The sequence below is a fragment of the Mesorhizobium sp. M0833 genome (assembly GCF_040319905.1).
Lineage (GTDB): Bacteria > Pseudomonadota > Alphaproteobacteria > Rhizobiales > Rhizobiaceae > Mesorhizobium.
Window position 1 is genome coordinate 13564 of the sequence record NZ_JAMYOQ010000045.1, and the last position, 22586, is coordinate 36149.

Genomic DNA, 22586 nt, shown 5'->3' on the forward strand with positions numbered 1-22586 from the left:
TGACAGCGCCGTGCCGCACATGACGTTGGGCGAAGCCGCTAGGCTTACCGCAAAGCAGAGTTGAGTTGTCGCAGCGCGCCTCGGGCGGCCGATAGCCTGTGCTTTTCGAAGATTGCTAGCTTCTGCTGATAAGTGATCCGCACCTTGGCGTTGCACCCGTGGCATCTGAAGTGCGCAATCGTTCTTAGTGCAGAGCCTTTCCTTACCGCCGGATGCGAGCAATTCGGACAATTGAATGTGAGCGCAACATTAGACAAGTCTTTGGCTAAACCGGCAATAGACGGCTTCTTGGCCACGCCTGCATCTCCAGCATTCGAACCCTCGAACGAGCAAGGGCTCCGGCCCGGAACATTTGCAGCAAACGTACACATTCAATTGACCCCGATTTTAATCCTCGTCATGAAGTCGGCGCCATCCGTTGCGCTCGTTCTAGCGGCCCAGCGGCTTGCGGTGAGGGTAGACCGCTGGGCCTGACCAGCGAGCCTTTGGGAGTGCTCGCTTGACTGTGAGTATATGAGCTAGATCTAATGTAATGATACATGCGAATGAAGTACGTGGCGGCAATTCCGCTGTGTAGAAGCTGTAAGGCGCCCCGGAATGGTCGATGCGTCTGGCACCGCACGCCAGCACCGGCCGGCTAGAGTTCATTGAGCCTTGATGCCGACCCTGATCGAGAAGCCGCCCCACGGCGATGCTTGGATTCAGGAGGTGGAGTTCGACGGCTACGGGGCCGGCGTCGACCAGAAGCTTGGAAACCGTGCTGATCGACACGTCGGCAACGCGGAACCTTTGCTAGATATTACCTGAGCATGTCCTAGAATGCCACATACCTGAGCAACATGATCGCCCATTGCTGTGCGTCTGTGTTCGGTGTTTTATACTTAAGGGTGAATTTCGGCAGATCTGGCCATTTTATCGATGGCAAACACCGCCAATCCACTTGATCAGAGTTCCGACGAGCATCGGCGCGAGCGCCGCCCACGTGTGCTAAAGGGCGGGACGATCATCACCGGGATCCAGAATTCCGAGATCAGCTGCACCTTGCGCAATCAGCATGAGGGGGGCGCCGAGCTGAAGGTCGCGCCCGAAGCTCGGGTTCCCGATCGCTTCTTGCTCTACGTGTCGGTCGATGGAGTTGCCTATAGATCGGAAGTTCGTTGGCGTCGCAACGACCGCATCGGCGTCAAATTCACCGGCACCGAGCCCAAACCGAAACTTCACTACGGTTGACCCACGGCAAGACGAACCTTTTCTGACACTCGCCATGAATTTTCAGCACAAGTCGCCCGGCCATTCTCTCCGAGGATAACCCGGACAGGGACGTGAACTACACAGCGCCCTTGACTGCCAAGACGGTCACCCACCCCTGCCCTGGACACCCGTGTTGGAAACGATAGCGGGCGCTACTGTGACGAACAGGATATAAGGCTCTCTGGCAGCAAGCTGGTTGAGGAAAGTCCCACCGTCATGAAGCCTATGAACGAAGAGCACCTGGCCATCCTACGCAGGCACATGGTCGAGATGATTGCAATCCATACCGACCTTGCAAGCGAAGAACTCGGCAAGGCGGCGCTCGATGAACGGGTGATGGCAGCGATGCGGCGATTGCCGCGGCATCTCTTCGTGCCAGCTTCGGTTGCACCTTACGCCTACCAGGACATGCCGCTGCCGATCGGCTTCGATAAAACCGTCTCGCAGCCGTTCATCGTCGCCCTCATGATCGATCTTCTTGCTCCCCAACCGCACGAGGCGGTGCTCGAGATCGGCACCGGCCTGGGCTACCAAACCGCAATCCTCGCGGGACTCGCCGGGCAAGTTTGGAGCGTAGAAATCATCGAGGAATTCGCAAGCCGTGCGGAGGCTCTCCTGCATGACCTCGGCTTATCCAATGTCGGCATTCGTGTCGGAGACGGGTCTCGCGGCTGGCCCGAGCACGCCCCATTCGACAAAATCCTGGTCACGGCGGCGGCTGAGCAGACACCGCCGGCTTTTCTGACGCAACTCAAGCCGGGGGGACGGCTGGTACTGCCTTTGGGATCTAAAGAAGCACAGTTTCTGACTGTCATCGACAAGGATGCGGCAGGGCAGCTCGAGACCCGGAAACTCATTCCGGTTCGGTTCAGCCGGCTCGAGACCGCCTAGTGATGTGCGACAACTGGCGCGCCGCGCTTTTCCGACCCTCAATCAGATGCCAGCCTTCGCGTTTCTTTCGTCCTGGATGAACGGGAGAAACAACCCGTCGCAGATTTTCCAAACACAAGGCAGCTTGTCTTCTGGGCTCTGCGATCCTTCTTGGCCCTTCACAACTTGAGCTGATCATCCTCCCCAGCCGCCTCCCCCGCCGCCGCTCCCGCCGCTCCCACCGCTCCCGCCGCTCCCACCGCTCCCGCCGCTCCCGCCCGAAGGAGGAATGAACACAGGCGCAGGAACAGGCTCCTCCTCAACCGGTATGATCACTTTCTTGGCGGCCCTCCTGGGAGCAGGCTTGACGACCTTTGACGGAGCAACCCTGCGGACGACCTTTGGCGGGGGAACTCTGCGAAGAACCTTTGGCGCGGGCGTGGCGACCAGCGGCGTCGGTTCAACCCTAGGGACCAGGGAGGTGCAACCCATGAGGCCCACCATGATGCCGGATAACGCTGTTCCAAGTATTGCCTGTTTCAATACTCTGCCTGCCATTGCCTCCTCCTCAGTCAAAACAAGTCCCGACGCGGATTGGCTTCTTCCCAAGCCCGTCTGGCCGCGTTAACCAGTTGCGTGTCCAGTGAACCCGACCGGGGAAAATTCGATTTCAGTTCCTGGCGCAGCTGCTTCAAGGCCGCTGTTTTTGGCTTCGGACCGAACTTTGCCAGCGCTCTTTGGGCGTCCGGCAGTTCCTTGCGCACATCGAGCGCAGCCGCAAACGCAAGGAAACGCACGACATGACCCTGATCGGCCTTGTCGCCTTTTTGCATTTCGAGAGCCGCGCGATCGTAAGCTGCGAACGGGTCACCCCGTGCGATCCCGATTTCGAACAATCGCTGCGCTTCCGCGAGGCTCCGTTCCACACCGACACCGTCGCGATACATGCGTGCGAGGCTGCCGGGCGCATAGGGCTGGCCGAGATCGATTGCCTGCTGAAACAGCGCCAGCGCCGTCTTCGGATCCTTCTCAACGCCCTGCCCAGACAAGTAATTGCGGCCGAGCAGGTTCATAGAATACATATCCTGCCGCTGGACGCCGGCCTGCAGGAACGCAACGGCGCGGGCTTGGTCAGCGGTCACGCCGTTGCGGCCCTCGGTGAAGATCGCGGCCAGATCGTTCATTGCATAGGTATGGCCCATCGCCGCTGCCTTGAGCAGCAGGTCCAAGCCCTTGGCCGTGTCGGGCTTGACGCCATACCCATTGAACAAGGCGCGACCCCACGACGTCATGCCGTAGGGATCCCCCTTGTCGGACGCAGCGGCGTAAAGCGCGTTGGCCTGTGCGCGGTCGACGGCCATTCCGGTTCCGGTCGCATACATGTAGCCTAGCTCGAACACGGCACGTACGTGTCCCTTCTTGGCGGCTTGCTCGATGGCTGTCCTGCCCTCATCGACCTTGCCTGCCGCAAGGAGCGCGCGCCCAAGTTCATAGCGGAAGCGCGCAACGTCGGGATAAGCCTTCACGGCGGTCTCGCAAAGCTCTACCGCGCTGGCGCCAATTTCGTTCGGGAGCAGGCCGGGGACGACGCCTTGCAGGTCCAGAGGTTCGCCGGCAGCCGTATCGCAAGGATCGACTATTGGCGAGAGTTTCATCGTGGCTGGCTTTGATGAGCTGCTGTCCGCCCGAATCTCGAAGCCGACCTCGACCGTGGCTTCGGCGCCGATCTGTGGCTCGTAGCGCAGTCGATCGACCTCTGCGGCCATCAGGCTCGACTGGGGCGACAGGGTTCGATCGGGCAGCGAGAGCGTTCCCGTTGTCGGATATTTCGAAACTTTCAGCGTGACAGCGGGATCTTCGGTCGGGAAGTCAAGCTTCAGGAAGACCGGACCGACGCCCATGGGAACATCGATGTCGCGGTTTTCGATCGCTTCTGCCGCACCGGTGATATGAATGCCACGCTGCAATACCTTCTGCTTCTGCTCGGCCTCGAGCGAGGCCATGATCTGTTTACCCTGTGGGCCTTTGCCGCTCTTGACCCGAAACACCAGAATGCCCTGGGTTTGACCGCCCCAATTGTCATGCGTGGCATAGGCCAGCATATCCACCTCTTCCTGCGCAGCGACACCCTTGGGAACGTCCATCTGCAAGCGCGGGAGGTCCTTGCCCTGAATCGGCACGCCCACCCTGACGGGGTTGCCGTCCAGCATCAGGCGCCCCAGGGCAGGCGGTCTTTCAATGCTCAGGGTGATCGTGCCGCCGTCGATGTCTACCGGTTCGGGCAGACCCAAGCCGACGGGTCCAACACCCGACAGCACGACCTTCTCCAGCACCGGCGGCAGTGCGGGGCGACTGCTGCGGCGCATCAGCACGACTTCGTCAATCAGTGATGAGTTCTCCCAGGGAACTTGGAGGCCGTTTGTAGCTTCCACCACATCGCGGCGTACCGCCGCCATTACGGTGCGGATTTCCTGGTTAGGCGCTAGCGCGCGACGGGAAAACGCCGCCGAAAACGGGCTGAGTTCGCCGGCCCCGTCATACGCCGCCGCCCCGGGTTCGGTGGCAAATGCAATCAGCGTGTTCAGCGAGCTTTTGACCTGGGCGAGCCCGGCGTTACCGGTGGCAATGAGCTGGTCTCTCAGCCAGTAGTTCTTGCGCGGAAACGGATTGTTGCGGCAGGCATCGAGGATGATCACCTGGATCTTCGATTTCGAACGCAATTGTCCCAGCACATCGTTGAGCTTGATGGCCTGGACCTCGATGTCCGCCGCCTCCTTCAAGGAGGCATCGACCGGGATCAGGAAATTTTCGCCGCCGATCTGAAAACCGTGACCGGAATAGTAGACGACCGCAAGGTCGGCGCCGTCAACGGCGGCAAGATAATTGCGGAACTGTTCTTCGAATTGCAGCTTCGTCAGATCGCTTGCGACGAAGACCTCGAATCCTGCCAGTCGAAATGTTTTCGACACGTCCTCGGCATCCTTGACCGGGTTCTTGAGCGCGGGGAATTGTCGGTAGTCCGAATTGCCGATGACAAAAGCGACCCTTCGGTCGGCGCAAGCGGGAAAAGTCGTGAAGCTCGCAAGGAGGAAGGCTGCGACGATTGCGCAAAGTCGGAGCATGGCAACCCCATAAACGCTGTTACCTCGCGACCACAAGAACACCGCATGGGGTAGCCAGGTCCGTTAGAGAGCATGCAATCTGCCGGGACAAAAAAGGGAGAAAAGCCGTCGCGGCAGCGGGCATATTTCTCACTTGATCAAGTGCTAAATTACATCAGAGCCCGCATATCTGCAACGTCTGTCAGACGGCGCCGGCTATCCGATCACTGGTCCGCCTCGTCTGGTTCTGGGGATTTACCATTCTCGATTAGGCCTGATCTCGGTATCAGCCCCTCCTGTCGGGTAGATTGCAGGTCCAAAGTGGGCCGTTTCCACGGCCGGGTCCGGAGTTTCTACGCTGATGCACACGCCTGCTTCCATACCGCTGGGCGATGACAGCTTCGAAGATGTTCTGAGGGCAGAAACATGTCGAATCGTCAATCACCAGCGGCTGGAAACAGCGAGGTTCGGGGTAACACAATGCGGCTGCGCGGCCTGTTGGCTGCGGCCGGTGCTACGACTGCCATGGCGTTCGGATTTGGTAGCCTCGCGCTGACATCCGTTTTTATCAGGCCGCTTGAGGCGGAGTTTGGCTGGTCGCGAGCCGATATTAGCCTTGCCTACACGCTGTCAAGCGTCGGCATGGCCTTTGGGCGGGCTGTTCTGGGGCCGGTTGTCCGATCGCCTGAATACCAGAAACCTGCTGTTCATCGGCTCGGCAGGTATGGTGATAGCGCTTGCCGCGATGTCCTTCGCAACTTCGCTCTGGCAGATCTATGCCGCCAATTTCGCGCTGGGCGGGCTCGGCTTTGCCTGTCTTTATGCGCCGGTACTTGCGGTAACCGGGCTCTGGTTCGACCGCCGCCGGGGCCTCGCCGTGGGGACCGTCACAGCAGGAGGAGCCCTAGGTCAAGGCATACTGCCGTACGCCGCGAATGCCTTGATTGATGGCGTCGGCTGGCGCTTCGCATATGCGGTGATGGCGGCGGCGACAATGGCTGCGCTGGCGATCCTTCTGCCTGCGGTTCAAAGGCCGCCCCTCGGCGACGTTCTTCCCGTCCCCGTGCGTTTTTCAACAGAGCCAGCTTTCCAAGGTGGCCGGATTTCTCCCGTGGCGCTCCTGTCTGCGGCAGCCTTTCTCTGCTGCGCCTGCATGGGGGTCCCGCTGATGCACCTCACGAGCTTCGTGACGGCCGTGTGCGGATCTTCGGATGTCGGATCGCTCAGCCTGTTGATCGCGATGCTGTTCGGCGCCGCCGGGCGGATCGCATTCGGGCTCCTCGCCGACCGGGCAGGCAACCTTGCTGCCTATGCACTGGCATCTTTCATTCAGACGGCATGCGTTGCGATTTTTCCCGCGCTAGACCAGCAGCTGAGCCTCTTGGTGCTGTCGGCAGTCTTCGGTTTTGGTTTTGCTGGAAACATGACCTGCCTGATCCTCTGCGTACGCCAGTTTGTGCCAGCCGAACGCTTTGGCCAGTCACTCGGCACTGTCATGCTGATCGCCTGGGTAGGCATGGGCATGGCCGGCTATTTCGGCGGCTTCGTCTATGACCACTTCGGCAGCTATAGGCCCGCTTTCCTAATTGCATCTGCCGCGGGCGCAGCCAATCTGGCCGTGCTGGCTGTATTGGCGTCGTTCGGTGCGAGAGCGCTGGCCGCATGCGGCGGCGGACTTCCAGATCCTGCAGTGGGCCACTGATTCAAGCGTTGGAATCGCTGAATTCCACGTTGGGTCAAACGCTGCAAACCTCGGCTTTCCTGCCAATTTCAGAGATCAAAGGGACGGAATGCCGCCGTCGCTAAACAAGGACCAACTGAGATGAGCCCAATCCACGACAGCATTCTCGACACGATCGGTGACACGCCGGTCGTGCGCCTTTCGCGCATAAACAACGGCGCCGCCTCGCTCTATGCCAAGATCGAAGCGTTCAATCCTGGCGGATCGGTCAAGGACCGTTTTGCCGCCGCCGTCATCCAACAAGCGGAGCGTTCTGGATTACTTCGACCTGGCCAGACCGTGATCGAAGCGACGAGTGGCAACACAGGCATTGGGCTCGCCATGGTTTGCGCCACGAAACGCTATCCTCTTGTTATCGTCATGCCGGAAAACGCCAGCCTCGAACGACGCAAGCTCATGCGTTTCTTCGGTGCCAAGGTCGTGTTGACACCTGCCGTCGAGCGTGGCAGCGGCATGCTGGCCAAGGCGATCGAGCTGGCCGAAACGCACGGCTGGTTCCTCTGCCGGCAATTCGAGACGCCCGTCAACGCCGATATTCATGCCCGCACGACAGCGCTCGAAATTCTCGCGGCTTTTCAGGACCGTCCACTCGATTACTGGGTCACCGGCACAGGGACCGGCGGAACTCTTGCCGGTGTGGCGCGAGTGCTCAAGCGCGAGCGGCCGCAAACGCGAATCATCGTGTGCGAGCCCGATAATTCGGCACTGCTGTCGAGCGGCATTCCCCAAAGCTTTGACGACCACGGACTGCCGACACGAGCGCACACCCGCTTCCGGCCACACCCGATGCAGGGGTGGAGCCCAGATTTCATTCCGCAAATTGTAGGCAATGCCATGGCCGACAACCTTGTGGACGAGATCCTGCCCGTTTCAGGTGCCAGCGCCCTAGAAGTCGCACGCCGGCTTGCGAAGGAAGAAGGAATATTGGCGGGCATCTCCGGCGGAGCAACCTTGAGCGGGGCACTGGAAATCGCTCGGCGCGCCGGCCCGGACCAGAGCGTGCTCTGCATGTTGCCTGACACAGGCGAGCGGTATCTCAGCACGATCCTGTTCGATCATATCAGCGACGAAATGTCGGAGGCCGAGGAGGCGATCTCTCACTCTACACCCGGCTACCGCTTCGACCGGCCGCCATCCTTCGCGCTGTCATCGGCGCCCGCGAACGACATCCAAATCGATCCGTCGGCGCATGAGTTTATTGAGGAGGCGATCAATGATTTGGAGCACCCGGTAGTCATGTTCGCTCTGACATGGTGCGAATTCTGCTGGACGGTAAGAAAGCTCTTCGATCGTGCCGGGATCGCCTACAAGTCCATCGACATCGATACCCCGGAATTCCAGAAGATCGGCCTGGACGGAGAAATCCGAAAGGCCCTGAGAGCCCGGATTGGCTCGCCTACAATTCCGCAGGTCTTTGTCGGCGGCGAGCATCTCGGTGGCTGCCTGGATACACTTGCAGCATGGCGAGACGGCACGCTCGGCGCCCGGCTGGAGTCTATTGGCGCAAACTACACACCCGGCGCATGTGCAAATCCCGACAGCCTGCTGCCCCGATGGATGCGGGCGGCGGCGTGAGACGCATCGTCGCTACCAACCCAGAACGAGCCAACACGGACGCCATCCGCTTCCGGCTCGGCTTCATGTAGACTTTTCCGTGCCGACCTCCCCGAAGCGAGGAGCAAGTCAGATCGCTCGCGTTTCTGAAACGAACGGTTTCGGCAGCGGCACGAACTTGATACAATCTACCGCTAATTTAGCAGGCGCACTGGGATCGGCAAAGTGTCGCTCGAAATTCGCCTCCTCGGAGATCTGACCGTCCTTCGCCAAGGCGAGGTCCTTTCCTTGCCGCGTTCGAAAAAGACGCGGGCGCTGCTGGCCTATCTTGCGCTTGTCGAGCGCCCGCAGCGGCGCGAGCGCCTTTGCGAAATGTTCTGGGAGGTACCGGACGATCCTCGCGGCGCTCTTCGCTGGAGTCTCTCCAAGATACGGCAGGTCGTCGACCTCGGGCAGGGCGAGATCCTGCAAGCCGACCGCAACGCTGTTCGCCTGAACACCAGCCAAATGACGCTGGACATCGCGCCTCTCCGGGGCCTCGGCGCTCGCGACATAGAGGCCCTTGAACGGGAGCAACTGGAGGCCCTCGCCCGAGCGTTTCGCGGACGTTTCCTGGATGACCTTTCATTGCCGCGCTGTCCGGAATTCGAGGCCTGGCGCATTGCGACTGCCGACGAACTACACGTGACGCGTCTGCGCATCCTTCGCGTGCTCGTCGACCGGCTGGCGGATGATGACCCTGCTCGGGCGCTTCCGTACGCGCATGACCTGCAGGCGCTGGAGCCCGAGGACGGCGCACTTCGAGCCGACATCCGCCGTCTAAGCGAGGCTGCACGGCAGTCCGCCATGGTCCAAAGCAGCGCCACGAGAACGGACACTCAGATCGCTCCCGCGGGTGAGACCGTCACTTCGACGCAGGTTCTGCCTACGCCGGAGATGCAGCTTGCTTCTCCGCCGGAAGTGGTGCTTGCGCAGGAGATCCGCCGGTGCACGACACCCGACGGCGCGCGCCTGGCCTACGCATTGAGTGGTCAAGGTCCCCCTTTGGTGAGGGCCGCCCACTGGATGTCCCATCTCGAGCTCGAATGGGACAGTCCGGTGTGGAAGCATTGGATCGAGGGCCTCTCCGCGCACTACCAGCTGGTACGCTACGACCAGCGCGGCAACGGCCTATCAGACCGGTATCCCGCCGACCTTTCCTTTGATGCCATGGTCGCCGACTTGGAGAGCATCATCGATGCCGCTGGTCTGCGCCGCGTATCCCTGCTTGGCATTTCCCAAGGGTGTGCCGTCTCGATCGCCTATGCCGTAAGGCATCCCGAGCGCGTGGCGGGAATGGTGCTGTATGGCGGATTTACCAAGGGCTGGCGCAAACGAGGCAATCAGCGCGAAATAGCGCGTCGCGAAGCCATGGGAGCGCTGATACAGGAGGGCTGGGGCCAAGACGACCCGGTATTCCGCCAGATGTTCACCTCCCTCTTCATTCCGGAAGCAACGCCGGAACAGAAGAATTGGTACAATGAGCTGCAACGCAATACCGTCTCGCCGGAGATTGCCCATCGAATCTTCGAGGAAGGCGCCGTCATCGATGTGGACGACCTGTTGCCCCGAGTTCGCGTTCCGACCCTGGTGATGCATGCCATTGGGGATGCCGTCATTCCGTTCGATCATGGTCAGACAATGGCTGGGAAAATCCCCGGCGCGCGTTTCGTTGCGCTCGATAGCGCTAATCACGTGCTGCTTGGTCACGAACCGGCGTTCGCAACCTTTGTGGATGAAACGCGTCGTTTTCTTGCGGACCCCGAACAGACGCAGCAACTCGCGGGTCCTCCGGCGTCCTTGGGAATCAACCGCTCTCGGCAGTACATAACCGTGCTTGCCGCGGAAGTGGTCAGTCCCATGCATCTCCTCGAAACAGAAGATCCGGAGGTGGCGATCCGCGAATTCCAGCCCCTCGAGGATCGCTTGATACAGGTCGTGGAGAGCCATGGCGGTACCATCACATCGTCTGCTGACGGGACAATCACGGCAGCATTCGGCCTTGCTCGCGCCACAGAGGATCACGCGTATCTTGCGTGCCGCGCCGCGCTCGCGGCTAAGCTAGCCGTGGAGGAGCTCTCCCACGGCGGCACCCGGTTGAGGGCCGGAATAGACACCGGCGAGGTCATCGTGCGGCAACAATGGACGAGCGAAGGCAGCAAGGTTGAACTGGCCGGCGCCGCGCCGCGTGCAGCCAACCGGCTGATGCGTGCCTTGCACCGTGCGACGATCGCCGCGACGGCCCGGGCGCGCGCAGCCGCCGGAGGCTATGTGCAGATGCACCGCTTAGCGCATTCGGAGCATCCGCAACTTGGCCGTGACGAACGTCTTTACGAATTGTTGGGCGAGAACCACGCTCTGTCGCGCTGGCACCTGAGGGCCAACCGCGGCCTTACCGGATTGGTGGCGCGCGAGCTTGAGCTCAAAATGCTTCTTGCAACTTGGCGCCGGGTCAGGGAGGGCCACGGCCAGATCATTGGCATCGTCGCCGATCCCGGCATGGGCAAGTCGAGACTTGCCCACGAATTTCTCTCCCTCGACGAGGTTGCTGGTTTTACTGTCCTTGAATGCGGCGGTCTGGAGTTTGATTCATCGGTCGCTCTGGGCACTGTAAAGAAGCTGTTACTCTCGGCTTGTGGCATTCGCGGCGAGGACGGCTTGGCGGACGCCCAGCGCCTGTTTGCCCTTAAGCAGGCGGAACTGGACCTGGATCCACGTCATGCGGCACCGCTTTCATTCCTCGCGGACCTGCCGGTCAACGATTCTGCGTGGCGGCATCTCGATGCGCGGGAGCGGACCTCACGGGTATCCGAGGCGATGAGCGCTTTTCTGGTTGCCTTGAGCCGAGCCTCGCCCGTCGCCATGCTTATAGAGGATCTGCACTGGATCGATGCTGAGAGCGAGGCCGTGGTCAACAGGCTGGTCGAAGTGATGGGCGCCAACCGCATCATGCTTCTCGCCACCTACAGGCCGCAGTACCGGCATGAATGGAACCGCCGCGGCTATTTTCAGCAGATGAGGCTGGAGCGGTTCGCGCGGGACGAAATGGACCAGTTCCTCACCGAATTACTGGGATCCGATCCCAGCCTGGGTGAACTGCGGAAAACACTTGCCGAGCGGGCCGAGGGCACACCGCTCTTTCTGGAAGAAATGGTGCGCGGACTGGTTGCGGACGGTGCACTTGCCGGCCATTCGGGCCGCTACGAGCTCAAGACGCCGGTGGACTCCATCACCATCCCCTCGACGGTTCAGTCGCTCATCGCCGCACGTATCCAGCAGCTGGGTGACTCGGAAAGGCAGGTACTCCAAGTCGCTTCGGTTATCGGCAAGAATGTTCCATATCCGCTGCTGAGCGCGCTCTCGCCGCTGCCGGATGCCGAACTGGAATCATGCCTGGCCAAACTGCAGAGTCTGGAATTCCTGTTCGAGGTCCAGAGCTATCCTAACGTGGAATATACGTTCAAGCACGCCTTGACGCTCAAGGTGGCCTACGAATCCCTGCTGGCGGAGGACCGAAAAAGGCTGCATCGGGGTGCACTGCTTGCGATGGACACGCTCTATGCCGGATCGCTGAACCATCACGTCGAGGAAATGGCGGAGCACGCGCTTCGTGCCGAGGCGTGGGAACCTGCCGCGGACTATCTGCTGCAAGCGGCGGGTCGGGCTGAGGAACGCTCGGCCTATTCCGCCGCCGTCCAGTTCCTAGAACGCGCCCGCAAGGCAGTCGCCGCGTTGCCGCGAAATCCGAAAACTCTCGCCCAAGCAATAGCCCTGCGGGTGCGGATGCGGCCTGCCTACGGCGCCCTGGGTGCCTATCGGAAGGCGCTGCCGCAGCTGTTGGAAGCGCGCGAACTGGCCATGGAACTGGGCGATCCGCAACTCATCTCCGAGGTGCTGCTCCATTTGAGCTATCTCAACAGCTCCCATGGCCGCTACGAGGAGGCGCTGGAACCGGCCGACACACTCAAGCGCGGCGCCACGGCAAATGGCGTGCAGCGCTGCATAAGCGAGTCGGATCTGGCCGCCTCACAGGCGCTTCTGATCCGCAGCGAGGCGCGGCAGGTGCTCGAGCGGCTTGTTCCGCATGAGGAGAGGTTCACCAAAGCTTGGCGTCTGGAGCGTTTCGGACAGCTCGGTGCGCGAGCGGTTTGGTACCTGGGGCATCGCGCGCAGGCCGAAGCGCGCCTTGGCCGTTTCGACGATGCGGAGCGTTCGCTTGCCGAACTCCAGAAGGTCGCCGCCGAAGTGGCGCGCCCGATCGACAGCTGCGCTGCCGCCTATTTCACCGGTGTGGTGGGTGTCCTGCGCGGGCCCGAGCCGGAGCTTGTCGAGGCGTTGCAGTTGTGGTCCTCCGAAGCTGCGACCAGCGCATCAATCCTTCTGCGGCCATGGCTGTTGACGATGCTTGGGCACGCGGAATTCCTGCTCGGCCGCAACTGCGACGCGGGCGCCACCTTGGAAATGGCGGTGACCGAGGCTGAGCGGCTCGATCTTGCCCAGTTCGAATGTCACGCGCGCGCGGTGCTCGCATGCGTGCGTGCGCGCCTGTGTGAGCCGGAAGCTGCGGCCAATCTGGGCCATGCGCTCGAGCTTGCACGGGGACGTGGCGATCCGTGGAGCGAGATCATCGTACTGCACGGTATTGCCGAGCTGAAACCGCCCAGATCAGCCATTAGCTGGCTCGAACAGGCCTGCAATCTTGCCAGGCGGGTTGAATTGCGGCCGGAGCTTGCCCGCTCCTTGTTGGCTCTGGGCCTCGCGAAGCGTCGCGGTAAAATCGCTAGCGCGGATGCCGCTCTCGCGGAAGCGGGCAGGCTCTACTCAGAAATGCAGATGCGCGAGGATTTTTCCGACACAGAGGTCCCGGCCGGAAAAATCGCGCGCGATCGCATAGCCGCTACGGTGTGATCCCCCGCACCCAAGGATCTGCTTCGAAGGTTTGCGCTGCCCTTAGGGCAAGCAAGTCGCGGTCACGCGGCTCGCGATCGTGCGGTGTCGTGCAACAATATCCCACGGATCAAACGATCCGCCACCAGATTTGCGTGGGTCAGTGGCCCCATATGTCCGGCGCCAGGAACAATCGCCCCGATCGCAGTCGGAACACGGGAAACGAGTTCCCGGGCGATGAGCTGCGTTGGAACTGGCGCAAATTCGCCACGCAATACCAGGACCGGAAAGCCAAACCGGGCATATTCGCTTGCTGGCGTCGATTCATGGATCAATGCCTGGAAGTCCAGGCTGGCCTTCGGCAGAAACCGCACAAGCGCCACCTGCAGTTCCGGCTTCATCGCAGCGAATGCGCCGTCCCCACCCCAGTAGTCGATAAAACGAGCTGTCGCGGTCTGGTAACGGCCGTTGATCAGGCCGTCTTGAACGGCGCCTGCGATCCCCAAGATCTCACCCAACGCCTCGTGCCCCTCCGATTCCAGCTCGCGCAGCAGGTGAAAGGCAGAGGGCTCATAAAGCGAGAGGCTGGCTATTCGATGTGGACGCTTCGCAGCTATATGCAGCGCCAATCCACCGCCATAGGAATGGCCAACAAGATGCACAAGTCCCTCATGGCGATCGATCATTTCTATGATGGCAGCGGCTTCGTCAGCCAAACGGAAAGCGGCGGAACCAGTCCAGGTTCCGCCGCCCGGCGCGCCGATCAGATCGGGTGCGCTGAACCGGAACGTGTCGTCGAGCCGCTCCAACAATGCGCCCCATTGTCGTCCGCTGCCGCCCGAACAGTGCAGGGCGATTACAAGCGGTGCGTTGCACGCCTCATGCGAGACATTGAACGTCGATGCGGCGGTCACCGAGCCCCGCCCTCCTCCTCCTTCGAAGGACGCATCCGACGGCTGGTATCACGCCTGCCAAACGAGGTGATCGAGTTGATCTCTAAGCGGGTGACGCCGACGTCGCGCAAGATGTAGTCTGGCAACTCGTAAAGCTGCCGACGATCCCCGTGGATGCGAATGAAACGCCAGACTGCGGCCAACATTGTCCCGCCAGCCCCGCGCAAACCTCGCGTTGTGGTGAGGGACCCGGATGGATTTACCATTGCACTCATTGTTTTCTCCATTGGTTGCGGGCCGCTGAGTGCGGCGCCAGTGGGGACCTTTGTCGGGGTCGGCCGTGTGCGTCATCGTTGAAGGCAGCGTGGAATTTTGCCCGCGCCAGCGTTGTATGGGCGGTCAGGCCGCGGCTCGGTGCGGAGCGGCGAGAAACATTGCCAGATGCGCCGTCAGCGCCTCGGCATCGCGGCCAACACCGTCAAGGAAGCTGGAGCTTCGATGACGCATGAAATTGAGGCCGAGCACGTAAAGTCCCGGGTGCGGACAGACGCCGCCATCGTTCAGAATTTCCCCCTGGGCGTCGAAAACATCCAGCTTCAGCCATGGGTATTCCCGGCGATAGCCGGTGGCCCATACGACGGTCTCGATACCCTGGTCGATGAGATCGATTTCGGTCGGCTCGGCGTTCAGAATCAGGTTCGGAATGGGAAGCGGATCGATTGGGCAGCGGCCCTCGCCGACGGCCGCGCGGTCGATCTTGGCCAGCACCCGCCTCAGCCTGCGTTGCGCCGCCGTGGTCGTGTCGGCGAGATCGCCGTTGAACCGAATGCGTGTATCGCCAGCGGCAGCCGCTCGACCGACAAGACGAACGCCTTGCCCCCCGAGACCGGCAAGGTCGAGCGTCCTGCGTTCGGGTGTGCCTATCAGCTGTAGCGAGGGCTGCCGTCTTGCTGCATCAAGATCCGGAACTTCAGCGACAGGCTTGGCAAGCATTCCCAGCCGGTCGAGCCACCACATGATGTCGTGCCCGCGGTAAAGCCTCGGTAGGCGTGTATGACTGCCGACCGACAGGGTCACCGGGCGCCCGGAGCGATTGATCTCTTCCGCAAGTTGTATGCCGGTCGCCGAGGCCCCGGCCACGAGAACGCCACCCTGAGGCAGTTGCTGAGGATTGCGATAGCCCCGCGGCACGATCTGCCTGATACGGGGGGAGATCTGCCTCGCTATTGACGGAATGCGTGGCCTGTCGCTGTATCCGGTCGCGACCACGATCGCACGCACGCTCCATTGGCCGCGATTGGTCAGCAGCCGGAAGCCTCTGTCGATCCTTTTGGTCGAGAGCACCTCCACACCGTCCTCTATCGGTGAAGTTGTCGAGCGCGCGTAATTCTCCAGGAATGCGACGGTCTCGGCCGTTGTCATGAAGCCATCGGGGTCGGCACCGCGATAGCCGCCGCCGGGCAGGCGCGTCATCCAGTTGGGCGTGAGCAGGCGAAGGGAATCCCACCGTTCACTGCGCCAGCGCTCAGCGATCCGGCCGCGCTCCAGCACGACATGGTCGATGCCGCTTTCGCTTAGACAATGGCTCATGGCGAGACCCGCCTGTCCGGCGCCGATGACGGCCACATCTGTGCGCTGCATGGAATCTGCACCTTATATGGCGGGGACACCAGATCGCCGGCGCCATCCCTTCCTGGACGAAGCCGGCGATGTTGCTTCGATCAGAGATCAGCCTTTCACGGCAACCGAGATCGGCACGCCGTTGGTCAGTACGTCGAACACCGCGGAACGGGCACGCGACTGCATCACGATCTCCTCGAGCTTCTCGGCAGGAGCATCGCCCTTGATTTTGAAGGAGATACGGATGCCTTGATAGCCGTTGCGGACTTCATTTGAGATGCCGAGGATGCCGCGAAGGTCGATGTCGCCTTCCACTGTCGCTTCCACCTGATGAAGCGTCACCCCACGCACGGCCGCAATGTTCGCGATACCGGCTGTAAGGCATGAAGCAAGCGCGTGGAGAAGATATTCGACCGGCGTCGGGCCGTTGTCGGCGCCGCACAGGACCGCTGGATGGTCGCTATCAGCCTGGTAGGCCATCACGTGGGACTGCTCGACGCCGGCTCCGAAGAAGTTGGTCATCGTGCTGCTGCTGTGGGTGCCTGCAATCCACCGGCTTTTGGCACGGAACTGGAACTTGGCAAGCTCCGGCTGGCCCGCGACGGCGTTGATGGTGGCCAGAAGGGTGGGCGTATCAACGCCGTTCCTCGGCTCCCGCGGCGCCTTCTTTATGGAAGCCTTTTCCATGACCATTGTATCGTCCTGCATGTCATTCACTCCTGAGTTCGGATTTTGCGCGACCGGGATAGCCCCGGACGGCCAAACCTCGGCCGTCAGCGTTTGATGTGCAGTTGGAACGACAGTGGGAATCGAGAGGTTTTTTGCACCAGCCAGTCGTGAACAGCGCCAGATCCGCGATCCAGCGAAACGACGGGCCTTCAAACGCTTGTTTCCCGCAAAGCTGCGATCACCAGCAAGCGCTGAGAAGGCGTGCCAACCGAAACCGCAGGAGATCGGACCATGTCTCGTTCATTTGGGATAGACTAGAGACCCGGCCGTGCTCAACCGGTTGGGCAGTCATCGTTCGCGGACCAAACAAGGCTGAGGTGCCTGCCACATTGCGAAGATCCACACGTATGCGGGCACCTTAAATCGCCCCGATCAATGTGGACGCAACGGCGCCCTTTAAACTGATACGTGTTACTCTGGAAGTCCCGCCCTACGAAGGCCCTCGGTATACCTATTCCGATCGTCCAATCGCCGGAACGGCGGCAATACGTCGGCAAGATTCGAAAGCCGCAGCGCCGGGTCGAACGCGCATAGCGGGCGATCATTTCCCTGGCTTCCGCGAGCCGCCCCGCCCAGGCATGGCCCGCCGCCACTACGCGCATCGCGCTCGCGTAGTTTGGTTGGTGCCGCAACGACCTTCCAGCCCACGCGACGGCATCGCCGTAGCGGCCAGCACAGAAATGAGCGAGCCCAGTGTTGAACTGCCAAGCGAACAGGCGCGGATCAAATGGGCTCAGCCGCATCGAAAGCGCGGCGTGTTCGACGGCTCTGTCTGGCTCGCCCAAGCAAACCTTCACCCAGCTGTTGAGGCCCAAGGCAGCTGCCAAGTTCGGGTTGAGAGCGAGCGCGCGATCGAGGCAAGCTGCGCTCTCATCGAGGTCACCACTTACATAGCCGAGGACGTACCCACCGTGGGAGAGCGCGACCGCATCGTCCCTCCCAAATTTCAACCGCTTTCCTGGCTAGTCTAGTTGCCATTGGGGGAGTAACGTCCCCTCCTCTTTTGCAGCAGCCAGGAATGCCTTGCGGGCCTCCTCAGCTTCCATCTCGTCGAATATACGGCCATGCAAACGCGCACCGCGAGGTCCCACCCAGGGCCACGCTTCGTCCACTTCACCAGCTCCTCGCCGGCTGTCTTGGCGTTGTCGACGTTGCGGATGATCCGGGACGCTCGGTTTTTGACGGGGGCCGGAGGGCTGAACCAGTGACGAGACGTGAGGGGCCTTAAGGGCGGCTAGCGAGTTTCCTCTCCACTAGCCCGCTAGCGATGAGATGGTTAACCTTCTGTTAGCCATGTGTGGGACCGTGATGGGACTGTTTCCAAACGTTCGTCGACCGTTGTCTTGGCGGTCGGTACGAAGCCGTTATGCATCATCTTCCAGTATTTGTCGCCCTGGCCATTTCGCTTGTCGTGGGTTTAGCCGTGGCGATGGGTTTAACATGAACGCCAACACGCTCCCAAGCGAGGCTATTCGTGGTGGTCGAACGCGACTGACAGTCCGAAGGCCGGGGCCGCACCGACTATAAGGTAGACCAGCTCATCGTCAGTAACCAGCAGATGCGGAGCGCCCCCGCGCACCGGCGGCCTCCCCGCAATCCAAATAGACGTCTTTCAGCTGTTTGATTGGCATGTCAGCGTGAGCGAACGCGAGGCCCTGAGCGTCAGAAGCCGACAATGAAGCCGGACTGATTGCGATCAGCACGGTGCCGAGCGTCACAGGCGCGAGGGACTTAACAACTGACATGATCATTTTGAGATCCTCCCCAGCTCCCGTCGGTCAACATTCAGTCCTTGGGGTCGCAGGTGTAGTGCCGTTCGAAGGTCCCGTCCGCGCGCCGCTGCTTGTCGAAGCCGCGATGTAAGGCTCGATCGCGCGCTCGTGGACCAGCCAAAGGGGATCTCGGCCGAGGCGTAGCCACTGCCGGCGACCAACCGTTTCGGGATCGAGGCCGAAGCGATCCTGGTGCGCTCGATCGTCGTGCCGGCCGCGCCTGCCTCCGCATGACGGATGGCGCGGCTTCGCAAATCGCACATGATTTCGTCACGTGAGATGCCGATGTCGCCAAGGACGTCATCTGGTAAACGGCTCAACTGGTCCGTTGCCGACAAGAGAGCTTTTCGCTCGGCGCGGAGGCGTAACCACCTACATTCGCATGTCCACTGAACATCAACGCTATTCGCTCGAGAACCAGGCGATGGCCATTACGGAGTACGCGGAGCGGCGCGGATACACTATCGTCCAAACCTACGAAGACGCGGGGAAAAGCGGCCTGAGCATAAGAGGTCGCGACGGACTGAAGCAGTTACTAGCCGATGTCGTCACTGGCCAAAAGACTTTCTCGGCAATTCTCGTCCTTGACGTCAGCCGCTGGGGCCGCTTTCCGGATACGGACCAATCCGCTCATTACGAGTTTCTCTGTCGTGATGCAGGCGTCGCGGTGGAATATTGCGGCGAACAATTCGAGAACGACGGCAGCATGGTGTCTGCGATCCTCAAGAATATGAAACGGGTGATGGCAAGCGAATACAGCCGCGAGCTATCCGCAAAGGTCTCCAGAGCGCACCTGCAGCAGGCTCGTCTCGGATTCAGCCAGGGCGGACCTGTGCCCTACGGCGTCAGGCGACTGTTGCTGGATAAAGATGGCGAGCCCAGATGCCTTCTCGGCCCTGGAGAACAGAAGGGGCTCGCTGGCGACCGCGTTCTCCTTGTGCCCGGCCCGCCAAACGAAATCGAGCTTGTGAGGCGCATCTTCAATATGTTTGTTGCTGAAGGGCAGAGCATGGCCGGCATATCGGTTCGTCTGAACAAGGAAGGAGTGCCCTCCACATACGGCTATGTGTGGACGACCGGGCGCGTCGCATCTCTTCTCAAAAGCGAGTTGATGATAGGCTACTATGTCTACCAAGGTGGGCCTGATGATGGAGTGATCGTAACCTTTTCCATCCGGCCGTCTGGCCGCATCACATTGATATCCAAAACTTCCTTCATTGCTGGTATAAACGCGAATGTCATCGGGCCCGTTGATGACGATCTGACAGCGGTAGCCATCAAGCTTGATCTCATGAATCCACCCATCGCCTGACGGTGGCTTGGGCATCAGGGTTGGCAGCATCGGCGGAATGAACTCGAGGCGGCCGGCGCCGGTACTTACAATTTACGCACCCAGTCAATACTAGGTACAAAGCTTATATTAGCCAGAGTGAACGTAACGATTTCCGCGTTGATGCCGCAACGAAAGCTGTTTGCCCACGTTGCCATTGATCCGAAGCTCCACCATGAGGTTCACATGGCCGACGACAAGAGCACGCGTGACCGAGACCGCCTGGGGTCCAGCCAGGACTACGACGTGGAGCATTTCGCGCAGCAGAATGACATCCCCGTGGATCAGGTCCCCGAACTGATCCGGGCCAGCGACAATGACCGCGCGGGCGTTGCGGAAGCCACCAGGGCCCTCCGGCGGGCGGGCGGCCGGAGCCGATCCGACGGCAAGGGAGATCCGCCAAAGAGCACGAATGCACCTCGGCGAAGCGAAAACTGATTGCCAAAAAAGGTGATGTCTCCAATGGGCGAACGAAATTCGGCCACCGACAGACCCGTCATCCTGGCTCGCTGCCATCCGCAATCAATCGGTAGCGGAAATGATTGCGAATGTGGTCGTTAAAGTAGCGGCCCTTCGCGAACGCGGCTTTGAATGCCGCAAAGGTCTCCGGCGGTACTCCCTCAAACTCGTACCGCTTGCCGCTGGCGACGAACCACACGGAAAGGACCTTGCGCTCCGGATCGTATTCCGTTTTGCGAATCGAGGTAGAGGGCATAAAGATCAACGAGCGGAAAAGCCGTCGTGTTCCCAAGAAGCCAGCCGCCAACGGCTTTGCGACCGTAGCTCTAGCTAGAACGCCGTTTGTGTCTCAGAGGCGCGACAACGCAAGTTCACCGGCCCGGCCAAGCGCCGACTATTTGACAAGCGCGCAAATGGCATATGCTGTCAGCGTCCAACCTGTTGGGGACGTAGTGGCTACATGCGCTTGTGCTACCCACCCCGGAGCTGGGGAAGTAACCGGCAAGCTCCTAGAAATTAGAGCATTTGAATTTGACGCGCTAGCACCGCCACCTATTACGACTTTTGGCTTGGGACACCAAGCCTGTGCGGACTTGTCTGGGCTTGTATCACTGGCACTTGCATAGTGGGTGATTTCCCAACCGCTGACGCCGTCCTTCCCCGCTGGACCCTCAGCCCCCATTGCACCTTTAGGACCCTGCTTGCCGGGCAGACCTGGTGGACCGGCAGGCCCTTGGGGCCCTGGGGGGCCCGCCGTTGCGCAACCTGCAAGCAACGCGACACATGCTAGAGTGGTAATAATTCTCATGACCACCTCCCCGGTTTCCCGGTGAGTTTGACGACAAAAACATTCGCCAAATCGCGCGAATGTATCACCACGCGATTGTCGTGGATAGGAACGCGATCGGCGGCGAACGGAACGTCGTATATGCGCCGTGACGACGGGCAGCCAGCAATCGTGGCGGAGAGTGTTGACGCGCTTCGCGATCAGCCGGCGTAGTGAGCGCATGATCTCCCACCCATTGCTGCTGGCCGGCATTGGTGCCGCTGCTGCTCAGGACGTGATCATCGAACCGCAGCAGGAAACCGTCATCAAGGAATACGTGAAGAAGCAGCCGCTCGCATCGGTGAAAATCCCTGGAGTGGAGCTTAATATCGGCTCGCCCCTCCCAGACACCGTCGAGCTTCATGAAGTGCCGAACGTCAAATACCGTTACGTGGTCGTCGACAACCGGACCGTTCTGGTGGATCCGAGCACGCGCAAGATCATCAAGGTCTACGACTAATCTGATCTTGGGAGCGCTGGCCCGGATGGCGACGGCAAAGCGTCAATAGACCGGGTCAGTCGCTCGACCGTCTCGATAATCGCCTTTGCCAACGCCTCGCCCTCGTGCGCCGGCAACGGGCCGTAGAGGCAGTTCACGGCTTCCTCGCTCGGCAGCACGCCAGCCGGGCAGGTCATCTCGATAGCCATGCGTACGAGCTGCAGGCCGGTTCTTTCGCCGTAGATATAATTCTCGTCCATCGTCAGGATACTGGCGCTGCGGTGGCGATCGTCAAGGCCGGCCAGCACGCATCATCGCGCGCGCGATGGCGAGCTGCGCCTCGACTTTGGCGTTTTCCTTCTGCGTCATGTTGTCGGCCGCGATCAGCCACCGAAGCGACCGCATGATCTCCCCGCGCGTCCAGCCGGCCTCTAGCATGCAATCGACGATCGCCTGAAAGCCCGGCTCCATAGCCTCCTGGCAATCGATCTCGCGGTCGGGTACTCGCCATTTCGTCTTGGCGGGCTGATCATTTCGAATTGCTCCTCAGAGATATGCTTCGCCGTCGGCGCGGTGTTCAAAACAGAACCAATGCGATGGCTGCCTCGGCTTCGCGAATCCCCATCCGGCATCCTTGCCGCAATCGGGATGCTCGCACCTATGATGCTGAACGCCCGGACGTGTGACGGGCTCTATTGCACCGGGAAGGCGGATCAGCTCGTCGCTCATGGGGATGCTTTCAAAGCAGCGACCCTTGTGCAGGTGCCGGCAGCGGAACTTTGATCTGTGTAGCCGGCTTCTCCACGATCACGAGAGCGTCGTCAGGCGCCGACCGCTGCAGCCATTTCGCTTCCGACCATGGCGCGGTCAGCCAGGTCTCGGCTTCCTCTCGCGTGGTCAGGATCACCGGCATCGCCTTCTCGTGGATTGGGGCGATCAGCGCGTTTGGCTTTGTGGTCATGAAGGCATAAAGCTCATGATCGCCGGGGCCTTCCTTGACCTTGCGGACCCCTTGCCAGCGTGTCCACAGGCCCGCGAAGAAGAACAGCGGCCGGTCCTCGCTGAGGGCGAACCA

General features: G+C 60.9%; 18 protein-coding genes. 9 read left to right on the forward strand and 9 right to left on the reverse strand.

The window, feature by feature from the left end:
• Window positions 1-657 precede the first annotated feature (657 nt).
• The 3 genes from NKH98_RS30305 to NKH98_RS30315 all read left to right on the forward strand — a co-directional run bounded on the left by NKH98_RS30305 (window position 658) and on the right by NKH98_RS30315 (window position 2142).
• On the forward strand, window positions 658-807 hold the full coding sequence (locus NKH98_RS30305) for a hypothetical protein (RefSeq protein WP_352479186.1): 150 nt from the start codon (window positions 658-660) through the stop codon (window positions 805-807).
• Window positions 808-918: 111 nt separating this feature from the next.
• Window positions 919-1230, forward strand: a complete 312-nt coding sequence (locus tag NKH98_RS30310; protein ID WP_352479185.1) for a PilZ domain-containing protein — start codon at window positions 919-921, stop codon at window positions 1228-1230.
• A 237-nt stretch (window positions 1231-1467) separates the two neighbouring features.
• The gene (locus tag NKH98_RS30315; RefSeq protein ID WP_352691667.1) at window positions 1468-2142 is read left to right on the forward strand and encodes a protein-L-isoaspartate(D-aspartate) O-methyltransferase; all 675 of its coding nucleotides are present in this window, start codon (window positions 1468-1470) and stop codon (window positions 2140-2142) included.
• Window positions 2143-2693: 551 nt separating this feature from the next.
• Here the strand turns inward: NKH98_RS30315 and NKH98_RS30320 are convergent.
• On the reverse strand, window positions 2694-5243 hold the full coding sequence (locus tag NKH98_RS30320) for a caspase family protein (protein ID WP_352903992.1): 2550 nt from the start codon (window positions 5241-5243) through the stop codon (window positions 2694-2696).
• Window positions 5244-5871: 628 nt separating this feature from the next.
• Between NKH98_RS30320 and NKH98_RS30325 the strand changes: the two genes are divergently transcribed.
• The 3 genes from NKH98_RS30325 to NKH98_RS30335 all read left to right on the forward strand — a co-directional run bounded on the left by NKH98_RS30325 (window position 5872) and on the right by NKH98_RS30335 (window position 13464).
• On the forward strand, window positions 5872-6924 hold the full coding sequence (locus tag NKH98_RS30325; protein WP_352903993.1) for an MFS transporter: 1053 nt from the start codon (window positions 5872-5874) through the stop codon (window positions 6922-6924).
• 120 nt (window positions 6925-7044) lie between these two features.
• Complete coding sequence (cysK, locus tag NKH98_RS30330) at window positions 7045-8538, forward strand: cysteine synthase A (RefSeq protein WP_352903995.1); 1494 nt, start codon at window positions 7045-7047, stop codon at window positions 8536-8538.
• Window positions 8539-8742: 204 nt separating this feature from the next.
• A complete protein-coding gene (locus tag NKH98_RS30335) occupies window positions 8743-13464 on the forward strand; it encodes an alpha/beta fold hydrolase (protein ID WP_352903997.1) in 4722 nt (1573 codons plus the stop codon).
• A gap of 62 nt (window positions 13465-13526) precedes the next feature.
• Here NKH98_RS30335 and NKH98_RS30340 read toward each other — a convergent pair whose 3' ends face one another.
• From NKH98_RS30340 to NKH98_RS30360, 4 genes are all read right to left on the reverse strand, one after another.
• Window positions 13527-14357 (reverse strand): alpha/beta fold hydrolase, encoded by an 831-nt coding sequence (locus tag NKH98_RS30340; protein WP_352903999.1) that lies wholly within the window; start codon window positions 14355-14357, stop codon window positions 13527-13529.
• Between the two features lie 378 nt (window positions 14358-14735).
• Window positions 14736-15977, reverse strand: a complete 1242-nt coding sequence (locus tag NKH98_RS30350) for an NAD(P)-binding domain-containing protein (protein WP_352904003.1) — start codon at window positions 15975-15977, stop codon at window positions 14736-14738.
• Window positions 15978-16064: 87 nt separating this feature from the next.
• Window positions 16065-16664 (reverse strand): OsmC family protein, encoded by a 600-nt coding sequence (locus NKH98_RS30355; protein WP_352904004.1) that lies wholly within the window; start codon window positions 16662-16664, stop codon window positions 16065-16067.
• Between the two features lie 1565 nt (window positions 16665-18229).
• A complete protein-coding gene (locus NKH98_RS30360; protein WP_352801963.1) occupies window positions 18230-18436 on the reverse strand; it encodes a hypothetical protein in 207 nt (68 codons plus the stop codon).
• A gap of 403 nt (window positions 18437-18839) precedes the next feature.
• Between NKH98_RS30360 and NKH98_RS30365 the strand changes: the two genes are divergently transcribed.
• A complete protein-coding gene (locus NKH98_RS30365; RefSeq protein WP_352904005.1) occupies window positions 18840-19769 on the forward strand; it encodes a recombinase family protein in 930 nt (309 codons plus the stop codon).
• Between the two features lie 204 nt (window positions 19770-19973).
• Window positions 19974-20225, forward strand: a complete 252-nt coding sequence (locus NKH98_RS30370) for a hypothetical protein (protein WP_352904006.1) — start codon at window positions 19974-19976, stop codon at window positions 20223-20225.
• 58 nt (window positions 20226-20283) lie between these two features.
• Here the strand turns inward: NKH98_RS30370 and NKH98_RS30375 are convergent, their stop codons facing one another.
• Complete coding sequence (locus NKH98_RS30375; protein WP_352509278.1) at window positions 20284-20553, reverse strand: KTSC domain-containing protein; 270 nt, start codon at window positions 20551-20553, stop codon at window positions 20284-20286.
• A gap of 700 nt (window positions 20554-21253) precedes the next feature.
• Between NKH98_RS30375 and NKH98_RS30380 the strand changes: the two genes are divergently transcribed.
• On the forward strand, window positions 21254-21532 hold the full coding sequence (locus NKH98_RS30380; protein ID WP_352904010.1) for a DUF1236 domain-containing protein: 279 nt from the start codon (window positions 21254-21256) through the stop codon (window positions 21530-21532).
• Here the strand turns inward: NKH98_RS30380 and NKH98_RS30385 are convergent.
• From NKH98_RS30385 to NKH98_RS30395, 3 genes are all read right to left on the reverse strand, one after another.
• A complete protein-coding gene (locus tag NKH98_RS30385; protein WP_352904007.1) occupies window positions 21529-21819 on the reverse strand; it encodes a hypothetical protein in 291 nt (96 codons plus the stop codon). The two genes, NKH98_RS30380 and NKH98_RS30385, sit on opposite strands and share 4 nt — an antisense overlap.
• Entirely contained in the window at window positions 21803-21982 is a 180-nt protein-coding gene (locus NKH98_RS30390; protein WP_352904008.1) for a hypothetical protein, read from the reverse strand. The genes NKH98_RS30385 and NKH98_RS30390 overlap by 17 nt, the downstream gene beginning before the upstream one ends.
• A 268-nt stretch (window positions 21983-22250) precedes the next feature.
• Window positions 22251-22586: SOS response-associated peptidase family protein (locus tag NKH98_RS30395; RefSeq protein ID WP_352904009.1), on the reverse strand; the 336-nt coding region annotated here is incomplete at its 5' end.

Coding starts and splice junctions, on each gene's coding strand:
- NKH98_RS30305 (WP_352479186.1), top strand. CDS start 658: ATGCCGACCCTGATCGAGAAGCCGCCCCACGGCGATGCTTGGATTCAG.
- NKH98_RS30310 (WP_352479185.1), top strand. CDS start 919: ATGGCAAACACCGCCAATCCACTTGATCAGAGTTCCGACGAGCATCGG.
- NKH98_RS30315 (WP_352691667.1), top strand. CDS start 1,468: ATGAAGCCTATGAACGAAGAGCACCTGGCCATCCTACGCAGGCACATG.
- NKH98_RS30320 (WP_352903992.1), bottom strand. CDS start 5,243: ATGCTCCGACTTTGCGCAATCGTCGCAGCCTTCCTCCTTGCGAGCTTC.
- cysK (WP_352903995.1), top strand. CDS start 7,045: ATGAGCCCAATCCACGACAGCATTCTCGACACGATCGGTGACACGCCG.
- NKH98_RS30350 (WP_352904003.1), bottom strand. CDS start 15,977: ATGCAGCGCACAGATGTGGCCGTCATCGGCGCCGGACAGGCGGGTCTC.
- NKH98_RS30355 (WP_352904004.1), bottom strand. CDS start 16,664: ATGCAGGACGATACAATGGTCATGGAAAAGGCTTCCATAAAGAAGGCG.
- NKH98_RS30360 (WP_352801963.1), bottom strand. CDS start 18,436: ATGATCATGTCAGTTGTTAAGTCCCTCGCGCCTGTGACGCTCGGCACC.
- NKH98_RS30365 (WP_352904005.1), top strand. CDS start 18,840: ATGTCCACTGAACATCAACGCTATTCGCTCGAGAACCAGGCGATGGCC.
- NKH98_RS30370 (WP_352904006.1), top strand. CDS start 19,974: ATGGCCGACGACAAGAGCACGCGTGACCGAGACCGCCTGGGGTCCAGC.
- NKH98_RS30380 (WP_352904010.1), top strand. CDS start 21,254: ATGATCTCCCACCCATTGCTGCTGGCCGGCATTGGTGCCGCTGCTGCT.
- NKH98_RS30390 (WP_352904008.1), bottom strand. CDS start 21,982: ATGGAGCCGGGCTTTCAGGCGATCGTCGATTGCATGCTAGAGGCCGGC.